Below are 14,568 nucleotides of genomic sequence, written 5' to 3'. Positions count from 1 at the left end.
GAGCTGGCAAGGCCGGGCGCAGTAAGGAGGGGCGGCATGATATGCTGCCCTTCTTGCTTTTTGTCGTTCAGGAAACGGGAAGGCCGCATGAAGTACAAGGACCTGCGCGAATTTATCGCGGCCCTGGAGCAGCAGGGTGAACTGCAGCGCGTGACCGCCGAGGTGGATCCCTATCTGGAGGTCACGGAAATCTGTGACCGCACCCTGCGTGCCGGCGGCCCGGCCCTGTTGTTCGAGAACGTCAAGGGGCACGACATGCCGCTGCTCGGCAACCTGTTCGGCACGCCGAAGCGGGTGGCCATGGGCATGGGGCAGGAGTCGGTGGCAGCGCTTGGCGAGGTGGGCGAGCTGCTGGCCTTCCTCAAGGAACCCGAGCCGCCCAAGGGCTTCCGCGATGCCCTGGACAAGCTGCCGGTCTTCAAGCAGGTCATGCGCATGGGGCCCAAGACGGTACGCAAGGCGCCGGTGCAGGAGCTGGTCTATGAAGGCGACGAGGTCGATCTCGATCGTCTGCCCATCCAGCACTGCTGGCCAGGCGATGCCGCGCCGCTGATCACCTGGCCCCTGGTGGTGACCCGAGGGCCGCACAAGTCCCGCCAGAATCTGGGCATCTATCGCCAGCAGAAGCTTTCGCGCAACCGCCTGATCATGCGCTGGCTGTCCCACCGGGGCGGTGCGCTGGACTATCAGGAATGGTGCGAGACGCATCCCGGTGAACCCTTTCCGGTGGCGGTGGCGCTGGGCGCCGATCCGGCGACCATTCTCGGTGCCGTGACGCCGGTGCCCGATACGCTGTCCGAGTACGCCTTTGCCGGCCTGCTGCGCGGCTCGCGCACCGAACTGGTCAAGTGCGGCCATTCCGATCTCGAGGTGCCCGCCTCGGCGGAGATCATCCTCGAGGGCGTCATCCACCCCGGCGACACGGCGCCTGAAGGTCCCTACGGCGATCATACCGGCTACTACAACGAGGTGGAGGAGTTCCCGGTCTTTACCGTGACGCGCATGACCATGCGCAAGGGGACGATCTATCACTCCACCTATACCGGACGTCCCCCCGACGAGCCGGCGGTGCTCGGGCTGGCGCTCAACGAGGTGTTCGTGCCCATCCTGCGCAAGCAGTTCCCCGAGATCGTCGACTTCTATCTGCCGCCCGAGGGGTGTTCCTACCGCATGGCGGTGGTAACCATGAAGAAGCAGTACCCGGGCCATGCCAAGCGGGTGATGATGGGCGTATGGAGCTTCCTGCGTCAGTTCATGTACACCAAGTTCGTGGTCGTGCTCGACGACGATGTGGACGCCCGGGACTGGAAGGACGTCATCTGGGCCATCACCACGCGCATGGATCCGGCCCGGGACACCGTGATGGTCGAGAACACGCCCATCGACTATCTGGACTTCGCCTCCCCGGTGGCGGGCCTCGGTTCCAAGATGGGGCTGGATGCCACCAGCAAGTGGCCGGGCGAGACCGAGCGCGAGTGGGGGCGACCCATCGTCATGGATGAGGCCGTGAAGTCCAGGGTCAGCGAGCGCTGGGCGGAATTCGGCATCGAACTTTCCGACACCGACAAGAGGCATGCATGACAGCCAGGACCCTGACCTGCCGGGTGATCGAGGTCGAAGACCTCACGCCCGACGTCTTCCGCGTTTACCTGGAAGGGCGCACCGAGGCCGTGGCTCACGCCGCCGGGCAGTATCTCGAAATCGATATCGGCGACGGCGAGTGGGTGCCGTTCTCCATTGCCAATGCCCATGGCGGGGATGGCCGCATCGAGCTGCATATTCAGCATTGGCCGGAACGCAGCAACTCCGCCAGGTTGCGTGAACTGCTGGTCGAGGCTCAGCATCTGACGCTGCGCCTGCCCGGCGGCGATTGCGTTCTCGACCCCGACAGCCGGCGTCCGTTGCTGCTGGTCGCCGCCGGCACCGGGTTCGCGCAGATGAAGGCCATCGTGGAAGAGGCCCTGGCCGAGGATCACGAGCGTCATGTCGAGCTGTGGTGGGCCGCCAAGGAGCGGCGCGATTTCTATCTGGAACGTTTGCCCCGGGAATGGACCGAGCAGCATCCCAATGTCCACTTCCATGGGGTCAGCGAAGCCGGCGTGGCGGAGGACTTCGATGCCGAACGAGTGAGCGGCCATCACGGACGCGTGGACGAGGTGCTGGCACGGCAGTTGTCCGATGTCTCCGCCCATGATGTCTACCTTTCCGGCTCGCCGGGCATGGTCTACGCCTGTGTCGATGTCCTGGCATCGCTCGGGCTGGTGCCGTCGCGGGTGTTCTCCGATGTCTTTGCCTATGCGCCCAGGAAGCCGCTGGTACCGACCGTGGGGAGCCTGGTCAGGGAGAAGCGGGCATGAGTGCGGCGCCGATCCTGATCACGGGGGGCGCGCAGCGGCTCGGGCGGCATTGCGCCGAACGCTTGTGCGACGACGGACACCCGGTGATCATCACCTACCGTCGCGAACGGCCGGCGCTGGAGGCATTGCGCGCGCGTGGCGTCGTTACCCTGCAGGCCGATTTCGGCGACCAGGCGGGCATTCGCGATTTCATCGTGCGGCTGCGGGAAACCACCTCGTCGCTGCGGGCCATCGTCCACAATGCCAGCGACTGGCTGCCCGACGCCGAGGGCGACGAGGCTGCCGACAATTTCGAGCACCTGTTCCGGGTGCACATGCTGGCGCCCTACTTGATCAACCTCGAGGCACGCGATCTGCTCGAGGCCTGCGGCGAGCCTTTGCGCGACATCGTGCACATGACCGATTACGTGGCGACCCGGGGCTCGCGCAAGCACATTGCCTATGCGGCCTCCAAGGCGGGCCTGGAGAATCTGACGTTGTCCTTCGCCGCCCGTTACGCCCCCTCGATCCAGGTCAACACCATCGCGCCGGCTATGATCATGCTCGGCGAGAATGACGACGAGGCCTACGCCGAGAAGGCCAGGGCCAAGTCGGCGCTGGGCACGATACCCGGCCCCGGGGTGATCTACGAAAGCCTGCGCTACCTGCTCGACAACCGCTATGTGACCGGGACGACCCTGCCGGTGGATGGCGGCCGGCACTTGCGTTGAGAAGGCATTACGCCACCGAACACTTGTCATCGGCGTCGTGACACGGCAGGATGTCGGGAGACCTCAGGAGACGACCATGCACACGAACCGTTGCCCCCGACAGCCACTTCCCGCCCCGCAGGCGGCGTGTGCTCGTGAGCAACGTTTCGAGGGCCGTTGGCCCGGCTACCGCTATTGGTTTAGCGACGGCGTGCCGGCGGTCGTGTCCTGACGCCAATTCAGCGAAGGACACGACCGCGAGGCACGCCCCACCAAGGGTTGCCTCCATCGACGAAACCCCCGGACGGCAACCCCGCCCGGGGGTTTCGCGTTTTGTCCCCATGCTTTCATCGAGGAGAACGACCATGACCGTCAACCATCGCTTTTACGCCGACCGCCGTATCCTGGGACGGGACTATTACGGCTACGGCTGGCGATTTAGCGTTGCGCGGTCGGGCCTGGATGCCACCTCCGACCGTGAGCTTGCCGGTGGCGCGACGACAGCCAATCGATGTTCACGCTCACGGAGTTGAAGCCCATGAATGCCCCCGTTTCCTCGCTTTCCCAACACGCGGCCCTGCCCGCCCGAGACGACGACACTGTCCTGCCCACCCCGGAAGCGCTGCATCGCGACATCTCGCTTGCCGCCCCGCTTGCCGGTCGTATTCGCCAACAGCGCCAGGCCATCCGCGACATCCTCGATGGTCGCGACGATCGCCTGTTGGTGGTCGTCGGCCCCTGTTCGATCCACGACCCCGAGGCCGCTCTCGACTACGCGCGTCGCCTGGCTGAACTGACGCCGCACATCGAGGACCGTATCCTGCCGGTGATGCGGGTCTATGTGGAGAAGCCCCGCACCACCGTGGGCTGGAAGGGCCTGGCCTATGATCCCGACCTGAACGGCGGCGGTGACATGGCCCGGGGACTTTCGCTGTCGCGCCGGCTGATGCGTGACATCGCCGAACTGGGGCTGCCGGTGGCCACCGAGCTATTGCAGCCGATGCTGGCCGCCTACCTGGACGACCTGCTGTCCTGGGTTGCCATCGGGGCACGGACCACGGAGTCCCAGTTGCATCGCGAACTGGCCAGTGGCCTCGAGGCCGTGGTGGGCTTCAAGAATGCCACCAATGGCGATCTCGGGGTTGCCCTGGACGCCATGCACGCCGCACGACATCCCCATCAGCATTTCGCCATGGCGCCGGACGGTCGTCCGGTGGTGCGGGAGACGCCCGGCAATGCCCATACCCATGTGGTGCTGCGCGGCGGACACGGCGAGCCCAACTATCGGGCGCCCCAGGTGGCGGCCAGCCGCCGGGCCCTGGCGGATGCGGGGCTCCCGCCGCGCCTGATGGTGGACTGCAGTCACGCCAATGCGCGCAAGGACCATCGCCGCCAGAGTGAAGTGATGCTCGACGTGCTGGGGCAACGCCTGGCGGGCGACGACGCCCTGATCGGCTTGATGCTCGAGAGCCACCTTCACGAGGGCAAGCAGCCGCTCGAACCCGGTCATCTGCGCTATGGCGTCTCGGTGACCGACGCCTGCATCGGCTGGGAAACGACCGAGCACCTGTTGATGACAGCAGCCGAGAAGTTGCGCCGGGCTACGCCCGGAGCTGTAAGTTAATAGCGGTAAGCTTTAAGAAAAACCTGCCCGGGCTACGCCCGTACGCCCGGAGCCGTAAGTTGAGAGCTGTGAGCTTTAAGTAAAACCTTTCTCGTCGGCCTGTGTGGCCGCATTCTGGCTTACGGCTTACGGCTTACGGCTTACGGCTTACGGCTTACGGCTTACGGCTTTCAGGCTCGTGCCGCGTAGGCGTAGAGCAGGGTTTCCTGGGCGCTGATCGGGGCGGCGTCGCCGGGCGTCTGCTTGACGTAGGTGCCGTCGCCCTGCAGCAGCCAGCTCTGGCAGTTGTCCACCAGGTAGGTTTCGAGATCCTTGCGGACCCGGGCCGCCAGTTTCTTGTCGAGCAGCGGGAAGCAGGTCTCCACGCGGTGGAACATGTTGCGTGCCATGAAGTCGGCGCTGGAGCCCCAGGTTTCCGGCTTGCCGTCGTTGTGGAAGTGGAACACCCGGGTGTGCTCGAGGAAGCGGCCGATGATCGAACGCACACGGATGGATTCCGAGATGCCGGGCAGGCCGGGGCGCAGGCAGCACATGCCGCGGATGATCAGATCGCATTCCACGCCGGCCTGGGAGGCACGGTAGAGAGCCTGGATCAGCTTGGGCTCGGTGAGCGAATTGCACTTGATGATCAGGTGAGCGCGCTTGCCCTTGCGGGCATGTGCGGCTTCGCGGTCGATCATTTCCACCAGGCGCTCGTGCAGGGTGAAGGGCGCGTGCAGCAGTTTCTCGATCTTGCGCGCCCGGCCCATGCCGGAGAGCTGCTGGAAGACCTTGTGAACGTCGGCGCACAACACCGGATTGGCGGTGAGCAGGCTGTAGTCGGTATACAGCTTGGCGGTCTTGGAGTGGTAATTGCCGGTGCCGAGGTGGGCGTAGTGGCGCAGTTCGCCGCGCTCGCGACGCACGATGTGCATCATCTTGGCGTGGGTCTTGTAGGCCATCACGCCGTAGATGACGATGGCGCCGGCTTCCTGCAGGCGCGAGGCGAGGGCCAGGTTGTCGGCCTCGTCGAAGCGTGCCCGCAACTCGATCACCACGGTCACTTCCTTGCCGTTGCCGGCGGCCTCCACCAGGGCGTTAACGATCGGCGAGTCGGCCCCCGTGCGGTAGAGGGTCTGCTTGATGGCCAGCACGTCCGGGTCCCGGGCGGCTTCGCGCAACAGTTCCTCCACGGGAGCGAAGGACTGGAAGGGGTGGTGGAGCAGGATATCGCCCTCGGCCATGGCGTGCAGCACGCTGTCGCGCTTGCTGAGCGCCTTGGGCTGTCCCGGAGTGAAGGCGCGATAGAGCAGTTCGGGGCGGTCCACATCGCCGAGCACCGACATCATGCGGGTCAGGTTCACCGGACCGTTGACCCGGTAGAGATCCGCCTCGCTCAGCTCGAATTGCCTGAGCAGGAAGTCGACGAGTTCGTCGGGACAGTTGTCGGCCACTTCCAGCCGCACGCCGCTGCCGTAGCGACGCGAAAGCAGCTCGCCGCGCAGTGCCGAGGCCAGGTCGGAGACGTCTTCCGGATCCACAGAGAGATCGGCGTTGCGGGTCAGGCGGAACTGGTAGCAACCGCGCACCGACATGCCCGGAAAGACTTCCTCGGCATGGGCGTGGATCATCGACGACAAGAAGACGTACTCGGTGAAGCCTTCCTCGCACAGCTCGCCGGGCAGGGCGATCACCCGGGGCAGGGAGCGCGGTGCCGGCAGGATCGCCATGCCGCCCTCGCGCCCGAAGGCATCCTTGCCCTCCAGCTCGACGATGAAGTTCAGGCTCTTGTTGACCAACCGCGGGAAGGGGTGCGACGGATCCAGCCCGATCGGGCTGATCACCGGCATGATCTCGGATTCGAAGTAGTTGCGCACCCAGTCGCGCTGCGCCTCGCTCCAGTCGCCACGGCGACGGAAACGCAGGCCCTGTCGTTCCAGCTCGGGGATCAGGTGGTCGTTGAGGATCCGGTACTGGCGTTCGACCTGCTCATGAGCGATCTGGGAAATCTCGCTCAGCACCGAGCGCGGCGAGCGGCCATCGGCGCCGGTCGTCTCGTCGCCCAGTGCGATCTGGTTCTTGAGGCCCGCCACCCGGATCTCGAAGAACTCGTCCAGGTTGGACGAGAAGATCAGCAGGAACATCAGCCGATTGAGCAGCGGATGCGCCTCGTCCAGCGCCTGCTCGAGAACCCGGACATTGAACTGCAGGTGTGACAGCTCGCGGTTGAAGTACAGGCCCGGGTCGGTGAGATCGGCCTCCGGGTCCGGCATCGCCTTGGGCTTGATGCCGGTCCGGGTCTGGTTGAGCCGTGGCGTCGGCACCTCGCCGCTCGGGGTGATCTCCAGATCGGACTTGGCGTTGGGGCTGTACGATTCTTCCATGGGAGTTCCCTGCTGTCGTCGGCCGGCGGGGGGCTCCCATCCGGCACTCAGGTTGCGTTGGCACCATCGGCGAGCAGGCGAGCCGCTCGCTTGGCGAAATACGTCAGGACGCCATCGGCACCGGCGCGCTTGAAGCACATCAGCGATTCCAGCATGACAGCGTCGGCGTTCAGCCAGCCGTTGTCGAAGGCGGCCATGTGCATGGCATATTCGCCGCTGACCTGGTAGGCGAAGGTCGGCACCCGGAATTCGTCCTTCACGCGGCGGACCACGTCCAGATAGGGCATGCCGGGCTTGACCATCACCATGTCGGCGCCTTCGGCGAGGTCCAGTGCCACCTCATGAAGGGCTTCGTCGCCGTTGGCGGGATCCATCTGATAGGAGGCCTTGTCGGCGCGTCCCAGATTGCTGGCCGAACCCACGGCATCGCGGAAGGGGCCGTAATAGCTCGATGCATACTTGGCGCTATAGGCCATGATCCGCGTATTGTGCAACTGCTCCTTCTCCAGCACCTGGCGGATGGTGCCGATGCGCCCGTCCATCATGTCGGAGGGGGCGATGATATCGGCGCCCGCTTCGGCGTGGGAAAGGCCCTGCTTGACCAGAGTCTCCACGGTGCGGTCGTTGAGCACGTAGCCATCGGCGTCGAGAATGCCGTCCTGCCCATGACTGGTGTAGGGATCCAGAGCCACGTCGGTCATGATACCCAGCTCAGGGACGGCCCGCTTGAGTTCGCGGACGCTGCGCTGGATCAGTCCGCCGGCGCTGTAGGACTCTTCGGCCAGCTCGCTCTTCAGCGATGGATCCACCACCGGGAAGAGCGCCAGCACGGGAATGCCCAGGTCGCGGGCTTCCCGAGCCTCCTCGATGAGCAGGTCCAGGGACAGCCGCTCCACGCCGGGCATGGAGGGCACCGCCTCGCGCCGGCCTTCGCCGTCGAGCACGAAAACCGGCCAGATCAGGTCGGCCGGTGTCAGGGTGTTCTCGCGCATCATGCGGCGCGAGAAATCGTCACGCCGCATGCGGCGCATGCGCGTATCGGGAAACTGGCGTGAGGTCATGAGACTCAAGGTTGCTTCTCCGGCTGGTGACCTTGGCCGCCAGGCAAAGTCTGGAAGCTCAAGATGACATTATGATGACAATGTCCCGAGTATATCAGTGCGTCTCGATGTCGAAAGATGCGTCTTGTCGCACCCGTGACGACTCTCTACAGTGAAGGGTTCATATTGACTGACCCCCGTCCGGTAAACCGGTGGGAACACGCGTTCAAGGAGACGAGCATGAGCAAGCAGGTGGCGGTGATTCTGTCGGGGTGCGGGGTGCAGGACGGCTCGGAGATCTACGAAACCACCCTGACGTTGTTGCGCCTGGATCAACTGGGGATCGGCTATCGCTGCTTCGCCCCGGACATCGATCAGCATGACGTGATCGACCACCGCAGCGGAGAGGCCCGGGACGATGAGCGTCGCAATGTGCTCGTCGAAGCGGCGCGTCTCGCCCGGGGGGATATCATGCCTATCGACGAGCTCGAGTCCGACGAGTTCGATGCCGTGATCCTGCCGGGTGGTTTCGGAGTGGCCAAGAATCTCTCCACCTTCGCCGAGGACGGTGCCGAGATGGTCGTCCAGACGGGACTGCAGGAAGCATTGGCGGGCTTCTACGAGGATCGCAAACCGATCGGCCTGATGTGCATCGCGCCGGTGATGGTGCCGCGGCTGCTCGGGCCGGGCATCGCCGTGACCATTGGCCATGACCCGGGCGTGGCCGGTGCCATCAGTGCCATGGGCGGGCTGCATCGCAGCTGCGGTGTCGAGGATATCGTCGTGGATTTCGAGAATCGCGTCGTCACCACACCGGCCTACATGCTGGCGACCCGCATCGGCGAAGCCGCCACCGGCATCTTCAAGCTGGTCGACCGCATCGACGAATTGATGGACCTGTAGCCGGCCCGGGCTTTGCCCGGGAGCTGTAAGTTGAGAGCTGTAAGCTTTAAGTAACGCCTTTCTCGTTGGTCTGGGTGGCCGCATGCTGGCTTACGGCTTACGGCTTACGGCTTACGGCTTACGGCTTACGGCTTACGGCTCTTCCTCTTCCTCACTTTCCGCGTCGCGTTTCCGCTTGACCAGTCGGCCGAAGAGTAGCCCCACTTCGTAGAGCAGGTACATCGGGACCGCCAGCAGGCTCTGGGAGACGACGTCGGGCGGGGTCAGCAGCATGCCGATGACGAAGCAGCCGAGAATGACGTAGGGCCGCTTGCGGGACAGGCTTTCCACCGTGGTGGCGCCGGAGAGGATCAGCAGGAAGGTGGCGACGGGAATCTCGAAGGCCACGCCGAAGGCGAAGAACAGCTTGAGAACGAAGTTGAGGTATTGCTGGATGTCGGTCATCACCGCGACTTTTGCCGGCCCGGCCTGGGTGAAGAACTGGAACAGCAGCGGGAAGACCACATAGTAGGCAAAGGCGATCCCGGCGTAGAAGAGCGCGATGCTGGAGACCAGCAGCGGCAGCGCCAGGTGCTTTTCGTTGTCGTAAAGCCCCGGGGCGATGAAGGCCCAGGCCTGGTGCAGCACGAAGGGCACCGCGATCAGGAAGGCCACCATCAGGGTCAGCTTGAAGGGCGCCAGGAAGGGCGAGGCCACCTCGGTGGCGATCATCTGCGAGCCTTCCGGCAGCAGTGCCATCAAGGGGTCGGCAACGAAGGTGTAGATATCGTTGGCGAAGGCATAGAGCCCCAGGAAGATCACCAGGATGACCACCACGGCCCGCATCAGCCGCGAGCGCAGCTCGACCAGGTGCTCGATCAGCGGGGCTTGCTTTTGCTCCTGTTGGCTCATCGGGGGGTGGCGTCCTTGTCGGCATCTTGAGGGGCGGACTCGCCGAGGCGTCGGTCGGTGTCGGCAGGTTCGGGGGAGGGCTCGGTCGCCGCCTCGGGCGAGGAATCGTGCCGGGTCGGGGAGGTCTCCTCGGTGGCGCGGGTATCGCGCTCGGCAAGACCTTCGACGTCACGCTTGACGCGATCGACGCCCTCATCGAGCTTTTTCTGTTGCTCGTCGAGCTTGCGGCGCAGCTCCTCCGCCTCGAGCTGGCTGTTGATTTCCCGCTGCATGTCGGAGGCGACGCGCTTGATGCGGCCGATCCACAGGCCGACGGTGCGGACCGCCCTGGGCAGTCGCTCGGGCCCGAGTACCAGCAGGCCGACGATGCCGAGGATCAGGAGTTCGAGAAAGCCGATGTCGAACATGGCGGCTTACTTGCGCTCGTCCTGTTCCTCTGCCTTGCGCTCGGCCTTGACGTCGTAGGTCGTGCCTTCGTCGTCATGGCTGACTCGCGCCTGAGGATCGTCCTGGCTCTTGGTGTCTTCCTTTTCGCCCTCGTCCATGGCTTTCTTGAAGCCCTTCACGGCACCGCCCAGGTCGCCGCCCACGTTGCGCAGCTTCTTGGTGCCGAAGATCAGGATGATGATGCCGAGCACGATCAGCAGTTGCCAGATACTGATACCACCTAACATGGAGACTTCCTCAGGTTTTGGCTCCGGACGTGCCGAAGCGAAAGTGCGAATCGAGACGATGCCGACGCGACACCGGGATCGGGAGTGTTATCGCGAGGCCTTCTCGTCGTGCCCTGACACGCCGAAGCGGCGAGCCAGTTCGTCGAGCACCTGGCGATGGTCCAGATCCAGATGCGAGAGCATCACCAGACTATGAAACCACAGGTCGGCGGTCTCGGCGACCAGCGCCTGGCGCTGCTCGTCTCCTCCTCCCTCGGCGTCCTTGGCCGCCAGCAGGGTCTCGGTGGCTTCCTCGCCGACTTTCTCGAGTATCTTGTTCAAGCCCTTGTGATGCAAGGCGGCCACGTAGGAATCTTCCGGAGCTGCGTGGCGGCGCTCTTCGAGCACGTCGTGAAGGCGTTCGAGAATATCGCTCATTGTTTAAGATTCCGTTACAGGGTTGTCAGTTCCAGACCAATAACAGAGCGCCCAGCAGGGCGGCGCCGAGCACCGGCCAGGGTTGTCCGCCGGCCCATTCGGCCAACGGCTGCCAGGCCAGAGCTGCCGCCACCAGCAAGACGCCCAGGCGCAATCGCCGCTGGCTGCGACTCTGCCGGTCGAGGCGGCGTCGGATGTCGTCCACCGCCTCGGACTGACGGCGTTGATGCTGATGGCCGTGTTCGGCCCGGGACAGTGCCTGGTGGGCCAGTACGGGGAGTTCCGGTAGCTGGCGGGAAAGTTCCGGGGCCTGGCGCTTGAGCGATTCCCAGAGCCCGCGGGCGCCGGCGCGCTCGCGCATCCATTGTTCCAGGAAGGGCTTGGCGGTGGCCCACAGGTCCAGGTCCGGATAGAGCTGGCGCCCCAGGCCCTCGATATTGAGCAGGGTCTTCTGCAACAGCACCAGTTGCGGCTGGACTTCCATGTTGAAGCGACGCGCGGTCTGGAACAGGCCCAGCAGCACCTGACCGAAGGATATGTCCTTCAAGGGCTTTTCGAGGATCGGCTCGCAGACGGTGCGAACCGCGGCGGCGAATTCGTTGGCCCGTGTATCCTCGCCGACCCAGCCGGATTCGATGTGCAAGGCGGCGACTTCATAGTAGTCCTGGTGGAAGAAGGCCAGCAGGTTGCGCGCCAGGTAATCCTGGTCCTCGCGGGTCAGGCTGCCGACGATGCCGCAGTCGATGGCGATGTATTGCGGATCCCAGGGCGTCTCGCGTGCCACGAAGATGTTGCCCGGATGCATGTCGGCGTGGAAGAAGTTGTCGCGGAAGACCTGGGTAAAGAAGATCTCCACGCCCCGCTCGGCGAGTTTCTTGAGATCGGTACCCTGGGCCTCGAGCGCCTCGGTATCGGCCACCGGCACGCCGTGGATGCGTTCCTGGACCATGACCCGGTGGCGGGTCAGGTCCCAGTGGGTTGCCGGCACGTACAGCAGCAGCGAGTTCTGGAAGTTGCGCTTGAGCTGGGAAGTGTTGGCGGCTTCCTTGGTCAGATCGAGTTCGTCGAACAGCGTCGATTCGTAGTCGCGTACCACCTCCACCGGTCGCAGGCGGCGTGCCTCGGGAACCCGCGCCAGGATAGCGGCGAGCCGGTACAGCAGCGCCATGTCCTGGCGCATGACCCGTTCGATGCCGGGGCGGATGATCTTGACCACCACATCCTCGCCGCTGTGCAGGGTGGCGGCGTGAACCTGGGCGATGGAGGCCGATGCCAGCGGCTCGGTGGCGAAACGGGCGAAGGCGTCGTCGAGCGACATGCCGAGTTCCTGCTCCACCAGTGCGCTGGCCTGCTCGCCGGGGAAGGGCGGCACCTGGTCCTGGAGGCGCTTGAGTTCGTCGGCGATATCCGGCGGCAGCAGGTCGCGACGGGTCGACAGCATCTGGCCGAACTTGACGAAGATCGGGCCGAGGGTCTCCAGGGCCAGGCGCAGTCGCTCGCCGCGGCAGCGCGGGCCGGTGGGAATCAGGCGCAGCGGCGACAGCAAAAAGAGCCCGCGCAGCCACCAGGGCATGCGTGCCAATGGCAACAGGGTATCCAGCCGGTAACGGCTGATGACCCAGATGATGCGCAGCAGGCGCGGGATCATGCCGAGGCCCCCAGGGCAGTCAGTCGGCGACGCAGTCGTTCGAGGCGCGCTTCCAGGCGGTCGGTGGCGAGCTCGAGTTCGGTGAGGTGATCGCGCATCACCTCGAACTGATGCTGCCCGGGCAGCAGCCGGGCTTCCTCGAAGACGTATTCGGCCACGTCGGCGCGCAGCTCGCGCTGGGTACGCAGGCCCCAGCGACCGACGCTGCGCATGCCTTCGGCCAGGCTATGGGCGGGCACATCGCCGAGCCAATGCGCCAGTTCGCCTTCCCAGTCGAGGTCGAGATCCAGCAGCAGGTCGCGGACCTGTTCCAGCAGGTGGACACGCCCCCTGACGGACAGCTTGCCCTGGAACATCAGGCGTTCGATGGAGGCACCGCCCAGCAATTCGCCGAGTGTTTCGGTGTCGAGCTCTACGGTGACATCGAAGGCGGCCTCGTCGAGATCGTCGGGGCGCAGCAGGTCGATGCCCTCGGCATGGAAGTGAACGCTCAGTGCCAGGGGTGGTTGCTCCAGGCGCAGCAGGATGCGCTTCCCGGCCAGTCGCGCCAATCGTGACGGCGCGGCGGGGTCGCGGGCGAGCAGAGCATTGAGGGTACGTTCGAGGCCGGCCAGCAACAGGGTCGATGTCATCTCGGCCTCACAGTTTGATGCCGCGATGCAGGGCGACGATGCCGCCGGTGAGGTTGGTGTACTCGACGCGCTCCAGGCCGGCGGTTTCCATCATTCCCTTGAGGGTTTCCTGGTCGGGATGCATGCGGATCGACTCGGCCAGATAGCGGTAACTGTCGGCGTCGCCGGCAACGCATTCGCCCATGCGGGGCAACAGGCGGAAGGAATATTCGTCGTAGGCGCGGTTGAGCAGGGCGCTGCGCGGCTTGGAGAACTCCAGGACCAGCAGGCGGCCGCCGGGCTTGAGCACTCGCGTCATGGAGCGCAGAGCGGCGTCCTGGTCGGTAACGTTGCGCAGGCCGAAGGCAATGGTGATGCAATCGAAGCTGTTGTCGGGGAAGGGCAGGGTCTCGGCGTTGGCCTGTACGTACTCGACATTGCCGCCCACGCCCCGGTCGAGCAGCTTGTCGCGACCGACCCGCAGCATGGATTCGTTGATGTCGGCCAGTACCACGCGGCCGCGCGGGCCGACCAGACGCGAGAACTTGAAGGTCAGGTCGCCCGTGCCGCCGGCGATGTCGAGCACGCTGTGGCCGGGTCGCACGCCGGCGCGCTCGATGGTCAGACGCTTCCAGACCCGATGGATGCCGAAGGACATCAGGTCGTTCATGACATCGTAGCGGGATGCCACCGAGTGAAAGACGTCCGCCACGCGGGAGGCCTTCTCCGTGACCGGGACTTCCTGGTAGCCGAAATGCGTGGTGTGCTTGTCGCTGGTCATGCGAGGGGCTCCCGAATCAGCTGCACTGAAGGAGGCGAGGCCTGGCCTCGCTCGATGGGGCGACATTGTAGCGCCCCGTGACCGTCCTTGTCTTGACGCGGAGGTCGGTCACCTCGCAGGGAAAGCCTCTTTTCTACAGTTGCTTGATCTCGATGCCCAGCGGCTCCCGCGAAGCACCGGCCTCTTCCAGGCGCTTCAGGTAATCGGCCCAGTTGGCCTCGCGGTGCTGGATGAGTTCATGCAGGTAATCCCAGCTGTACAGCCCGCTGTCGTGGCCATCGTCGAAGTGCAGCTTGATGGCGTAGCGGCCGACTCGCGAGATGTTGGCCAACCCGACATCCTTCTTGCCGACCTGCAGGGTGGCGGACTCGGGGCCGCCATGCCCCTGCACTTCGGCCGAAGGCGAGAAAACGCGCAGATACTCCACCGAGAGGCGATGGCTCGTTCCATCGGCATAGCCGATCTCGAGCTCGCGGGCCTGTTTGTGGTAATGCACCTTGGTAGGAATCGGAGCGGACATGGGCACCTCCGGCGCCGGGCTTCGCCCGGAGCTTTAAGCTGTAAGTCGTA

General features: G+C 64.9%; 16 protein-coding genes. 6 read left to right on the top strand and 10 right to left on the bottom strand.

All coding sequences use genetic code 11. From position 1 onward, the window contains the following. Nucleotides 1-87 precede the first annotated feature (87 nt). The 5 genes from ubiD to HELO_RS15225 all read left to right on the top strand — a co-directional run bounded on the left by ubiD (nt 88) and on the right by HELO_RS15225 (nt 4,670). Nucleotides 88-1,581 (top strand): 4-hydroxy-3-polyprenylbenzoate decarboxylase, encoded by a 1,494-nt coding sequence (ubiD, locus tag HELO_RS15240; RefSeq protein ID WP_041602185.1) that lies wholly within the window; start codon nt 88-90, stop codon nt 1,579-1,581. Then, nucleotides 1,578-2,357, top strand: a complete 780-nt coding sequence (locus HELO_RS15235; RefSeq protein ID WP_013333539.1) for an NAD(P)H-flavin reductase — start codon at nt 1,578-1,580, stop codon at nt 2,355-2,357. Before ubiD ends, HELO_RS15235 begins: the two co-directional genes overlap by 4 nt. Continuing rightward, complete coding sequence (folM, locus tag HELO_RS15230; protein WP_013333538.1) at nt 2,354-3,067, top strand: dihydromonapterin reductase; 714 nt, start codon at nt 2,354-2,356, stop codon at nt 3,065-3,067. The genes HELO_RS15235 and folM overlap by 4 nt, the downstream gene beginning before the upstream one ends. A gap of 344 nt (nt 3,068-3,411) precedes the next feature. Next, nucleotides 3,412-3,579 (top strand): hypothetical protein, encoded by a 168-nt coding sequence (locus HELO_RS19210; protein WP_157953424.1) that lies wholly within the window; start codon nt 3,412-3,414, stop codon nt 3,577-3,579. Between the two features lie 5 nt (nt 3,580-3,584). Next, nucleotides 3,585-4,670, top strand: coding sequence for a 3-deoxy-7-phosphoheptulonate synthase (locus HELO_RS15225; protein ID WP_013333537.1), 1,086 nt, complete (start codon nt 3,585-3,587; stop codon nt 4,668-4,670). 170 nt (nt 4,671-4,840) lie between these two features. On the opposite strand, the gene ppk1 is transcribed toward HELO_RS15225, so the two are convergent. Both ppk1 and hemB read right to left on the bottom strand, forming a co-directional pair. Further along, a complete protein-coding gene (gene ppk1 / locus HELO_RS15220; protein WP_013333536.1) occupies nt 4,841-7,033 on the bottom strand; it encodes a polyphosphate kinase 1 in 2,193 nt (730 codons plus the stop codon). A gap of 47 nt (nt 7,034-7,080) precedes the next feature. Then, nucleotides 7,081-8,094 (bottom strand): porphobilinogen synthase, encoded by a 1,014-nt coding sequence (gene hemB, locus HELO_RS15215; RefSeq protein WP_013333535.1) that lies wholly within the window; start codon nt 8,092-8,094, stop codon nt 7,081-7,083. 219 nt (nt 8,095-8,313) lie between these two features. Between hemB and elbB the strand changes: the two genes are divergently transcribed. Continuing rightward, nucleotides 8,314-8,976 carry an isoprenoid biosynthesis glyoxalase ElbB gene (gene elbB / locus HELO_RS15210; RefSeq protein WP_013333534.1) on the top strand — a complete coding sequence of 221 codons (663 nt, stop codon included), beginning with the start codon at nt 8,314-8,316 and terminating at the stop codon, nt 8,974-8,976. A gap of 132 nt (nt 8,977-9,108) precedes the next feature. On the opposite strand, the gene tatC is transcribed toward elbB, so the two are convergent. The 8 genes from tatC to HELO_RS15170 form a co-directional block, all read right to left on the bottom strand. After that, a complete protein-coding gene (tatC, locus tag HELO_RS15205) occupies nt 9,109-9,867 on the bottom strand; it encodes a twin-arginine translocase subunit TatC (RefSeq protein ID WP_013333533.1) in 759 nt (252 codons plus the stop codon). Continuing rightward, on the bottom strand, nt 9,864-10,274 hold the full coding sequence (gene tatB, locus HELO_RS15200; RefSeq protein WP_013333532.1) for a Sec-independent protein translocase protein TatB: 411 nt from the start codon (nt 10,272-10,274) through the stop codon (nt 9,864-9,866). The genes tatC and tatB overlap by 4 nt, the downstream gene beginning before the upstream one ends. 6 nt (nt 10,275-10,280) lie before the next feature. Continuing rightward, the gene (tatA, locus tag HELO_RS15195) at nt 10,281-10,541 is read right to left on the bottom strand and encodes a Sec-independent protein translocase subunit TatA (protein ID WP_013333531.1); all 261 of its coding nucleotides are present in this window, start codon (nt 10,539-10,541) and stop codon (nt 10,281-10,283) included. A gap of 87 nt (nt 10,542-10,628) precedes the next feature. Further along, on the bottom strand, nt 10,629-10,958 hold the full coding sequence (locus tag HELO_RS15190; protein WP_013333530.1) for a phosphoribosyl-ATP diphosphatase: 330 nt from the start codon (nt 10,956-10,958) through the stop codon (nt 10,629-10,631). Between the two features lie 25 nt (nt 10,959-10,983). After that, nucleotides 10,984-12,606 carry a ubiquinone biosynthesis regulatory protein kinase UbiB gene (gene ubiB / locus HELO_RS15185; RefSeq protein WP_013333529.1) on the bottom strand — a complete coding sequence of 541 codons (1,623 nt, stop codon included), beginning with the start codon at nt 12,604-12,606 and terminating at the stop codon, nt 10,984-10,986. Then, a complete protein-coding gene (locus HELO_RS15180) occupies nt 12,603-13,238 on the bottom strand; it encodes a ubiquinone biosynthesis accessory factor UbiJ (protein WP_013333528.1) in 636 nt (211 codons plus the stop codon). The genes ubiB and HELO_RS15180 overlap by 4 nt, the downstream gene beginning before the upstream one ends. A gap of 7 nt (nt 13,239-13,245) precedes the next feature. Further along, the gene (gene ubiE, locus HELO_RS15175) at nt 13,246-13,998 is read right to left on the bottom strand and encodes a bifunctional demethylmenaquinone methyltransferase/2-methoxy-6-polyprenyl-1,4-benzoquinol methylase UbiE (protein WP_041602183.1); all 753 of its coding nucleotides are present in this window, start codon (nt 13,996-13,998) and stop codon (nt 13,246-13,248) included. A gap of 133 nt (nt 13,999-14,131) precedes the next feature. Continuing rightward, a complete protein-coding gene (locus tag HELO_RS15170) occupies nt 14,132-14,518 on the bottom strand; it encodes a gamma-butyrobetaine hydroxylase-like domain-containing protein (RefSeq protein WP_013333526.1) in 387 nt (128 codons plus the stop codon). Nucleotides 14,519-14,568 lie beyond the last annotated feature (50 nt).

This window comes from Halomonas elongata DSM 2581, from assembly GCF_000196875.2.
Classification (GTDB): Bacteria; Pseudomonadota; Gammaproteobacteria; order Pseudomonadales; family Halomonadaceae; genus Halomonas; species Halomonas elongata.
Note: the sequence above shows the minus strand (reverse complement) of the source record. Positions and strands in the feature narration are given on the sequence as shown.